The sequence below is a fragment of the Chitinophagaceae bacterium genome (assembly GCA_030053935.1).
Lineage (GTDB): Bacteria > Bacteroidota > Bacteroidia > Cytophagales > JASGCU01 > JASGCU01.
The window spans coordinates 1-3,494 of the sequence record JASGCU010000138.1; the positions used below are offsets into that span (position 1 = coordinate 1).

Below are 3,494 nucleotides of genomic sequence, written 5' to 3' on the forward strand. Positions count from 1 at the left end.
TAATATTAGAATATTCTGTTCTATCCACAATACTATTATTTAAAGTGCTTTTTATAACATTCCGCACACGAGCATAATAGGTAATGCCAGGTGTTAAATCCGTTACATTTACAAAGGTAGAGGTAGTACTATAGGTTTGTAATACAGTAGGAAAGGTCTTTACATTACTGACCTCTAATTCATAGCTCTGATGTGTCTGAGAAGCGTCCCAACTGATGTCAAAATTAGAAATACCTATGTTAGTAGCAGCATACAAAGTAGGAGGTATTTTTATAGCATAGGAAGCAGAACGAGTCCACGCAGAACCTTCAAAAGAGTGATCCACCGCTTGAACCCCCCATTCGTAAAAACCAGGTTTTGAAAAATTAAAAACATAAATCGTATCTTGAATTTCTCCTTTTTGCGAAATCTTTCTTCTTCCCGATAAATTCCCACTCACAAAAGCATGAGAACTTTTTATATTTTCTCTTGAAGAAGAAGAAGTACCTACACAGATATTATAACTCAGTCCTCGCTGAGGAGTTCTATTATCAGTAGCTCTCCTCCATGAAAAAACAACTTGTTTAGGATTATTTCCCGCTAATACTTGTATATTGGTCGGGGCGGTAGGAGCAGTATTCACTGCAAAACTCCTTCCCATTATAGCATCATTCGTATATAATATCGTATTACCTGCTGTCGCAACTCTATTGACAACACCTGCTGAAACAATATCTAAATCCCCATCATTATCCACATCTGCCGATGCACTGTATCCTTTATATATACCTGGAAAGGTAACCCAAAAACTAAAACCCGTTCCATTATTTTTATAAAGTTGAGTCATGGCATTTGAACCTGATAAACCTGATAATAATAAATCCAAATCTCCATCATTGTCATAATCAGCCATTTGTGAATGTGAATCACTGAACCTAGAAAAGGTATTAGCATACACTTCTCCAAATCCCGTACTATTATTATTCCTATATAAACGGGAAATATTCTGCCCCGAAGAGACACCCGTTATAAACACATCTACATAACTATCATTATTATAATCTTCTACAATCGCATCTCCCGAAGTAAAAGAAGGAAAACTGACTCCCGAAACCAATGAAAAACCGCTACCTGTATTTCTATAAATACCAGAAGTACTTCCTAATAAAAAAATATCTAACAACCCATCATTATTATAATCTGCAAATTTACTCCTGCTATAAGATAAATTCGGAATATTTATAACTACCTCATCAAAAAGATTCAAAAGCCCTGTTCCGTAATTATTTTTATACAGTTTAGTTAGGTTGGATATAGACCAATTGTCTCCACTTACTAAAATATCCAAATCCCCATCATTATCATAATCTCCAAAAACTGCCTTCCCATCAACGCCTTGAAACTCAAAAACTTTTGTAAAACTAGTGATATTATTTTGATATAAATGGGTTATAACCCAATAACGATAAGGGCTTATACATGTATTCTCCTCAACAATAGATGAAACTAATAAATCCAAATCCCCATCATTGTCATAATCTCCAAAACTGCTACTACTATTATACCCCGTATTATAACATGAAGGAGTCGGCTCAATGCCCGAAGATGTAAATTCTCCTAATACATTATTGTATAAATTACGCTGATACCAATAAAGAGGTGTAGAATGTATCAGTAATAAATCTAAATCCTTATCATTATCATAATCTCCAAAAGAAATAGACCCCCTCGCTCCCGCATTAGAAGTAGATAAAAGAACTTGACTCGATTGTGTAAATTGGGCGTTTACACTTCCATACATACTTACACAAATACCCCCCACCAGTAGACGCAATACTATTTTTTTTCCTAAATTCATAAAAAATCTATTTTAATATATATATAAGTAAATATAATATTAATTTTTTGATATTTTTCTTTATCTGTCAAAATTTTGTTTTTTATAATATAATTTTATATTTATTGATACATAAAAATAAATTTTTATACTTTTTTCTAAAATACACATTATAAAAGATCCAAAATCATAATGTTTGCAAAAATACTTATTCCAATACCCATCTCACAACTCTTTACCTATAAAGTTCCGTTTTTTTTAGAAAACAAAATAAACATCGGACACCGTGCCATAATCCCATTAGGAAACAGAAAAATACAAACAGGAATAGTTCTTTTTTTAGAAAAAACACAACCTGCAGAAATAGATACCAAAGAAATCAAAGAAATAATTGATGTTCCCGATGAATATCCTATTTTTTTAACCCCACAAATCAAACTTTTAGAGCAAATAGCACAATATTATCTTTGCACACTCGGAGAGGTCTTACATACTGCTTTGCCATCGGGATTTAAAATAAATAGTAAGTCCATAATCCAAACCAATCCCGAAATAGATATATACGAATTGGAATCATATAATTTCAATGATTTAGAAACAAAACTTATAGACATTCTTGCTCTCAAAGAGAGCATTTCTTACGATGAATTAGACGCACAAATAGGCATAAAAAACCCTTATAAAACCATTCATTCCTTAATAGATAAAAAAATAATTTTTCTTTTTGAACAAATAACAGAAAAATATAAACCCGATACTCTAAAAAAGATACGCCTTTCCCCAGATTATCAAGCAAAAGAGCAAATAACCGCTCTTTTTGAAAAACTTAAAAAAAAAGAACCTCAAACAGACATACTCCTTTTCTATGTGCAAGAAATAATGCCCCATATTTCTGTAGAAAATAATAAAAAAGGCATGAAAAAATCAAAAATAGAAGAAAAAAAACTCTCTAAAGCCGCTCTCAATACCCTTCTAAAAAATAAAATAATGGAAGAATTTACAGAAGTCGTATCCCGATTCCCTTTTATAGAAAAAGAACAAACAGAAATTATTCTTCAAGACATACAACAACAGAAACTAAACGAAATAGTAACCGCTTTTGAATCAAAAAATGTAGTTCTTTTTCACGGAATTACGGGCAGCGGAAAAACAGAAATATACATTCATCTCATTCAAAAAGAAATAGCCACAGGAAAACAAGTATTATATCTCTTACCTGAGCTTGCATTGACAGTTCAAATCGTTCAAAGAATAAGAGCTTTTTTTGGAGATATAGTAGGAATATACCATTCTCGATTTTCAGCCAAAGAAAAGGTAGAAGTTTGGAAAGAAATTATAAATGGACGTTTCAAAATCATAGTAGGAACTCGTTCTTCTATTTTTCTTCCATTTCATTCGCTTTCTCTCATCATAGTAGATGAAGAACATGACGCATCTTTCAAACAAACAGAAGCATCCCCTCATTATAACGCACGAGATATGGCTATTTTTTTAGCACAAGAGCATACAGCAAAAGTATTATTAGGGTCTGCTACCCCATCTTTAGAATCTTTTTTTAATGCCGAAAATAAAAAATACGGACTCGTTACTTTACATGAAAGATTTGCACAAGCAACACTTCCTACCATTAATCTTATTAATGTACGAGAAGAAAAAAAAAATAAAAAAATGAATGGAA

At 32.0% G+C, this 3,494-nt stretch carries 2 protein-coding genes; one reads left to right on the top strand and one right to left on the bottom strand.

Going from position 1 to position 3,494, the window contains the following annotated elements; genetic code table 11:
* On the bottom strand, positions 1 to 1,837 hold a 1,837-nt coding region (locus QM536_09610), incomplete at its 3' end, for an FG-GAP-like repeat-containing protein (GenBank protein ID MDI9357266.1).
* 171 nt (positions 1,838 to 2,008) lie between these two features.
* Between QM536_09610 and priA the strand changes: the two genes are divergently transcribed.
* Positions 2,009 to 3,494, top strand: a 1,486-nt coding sequence (priA, locus tag QM536_09615; protein ID MDI9357267.1) for a primosomal protein N', incomplete at its 3' end; no start/stop codon positions are given.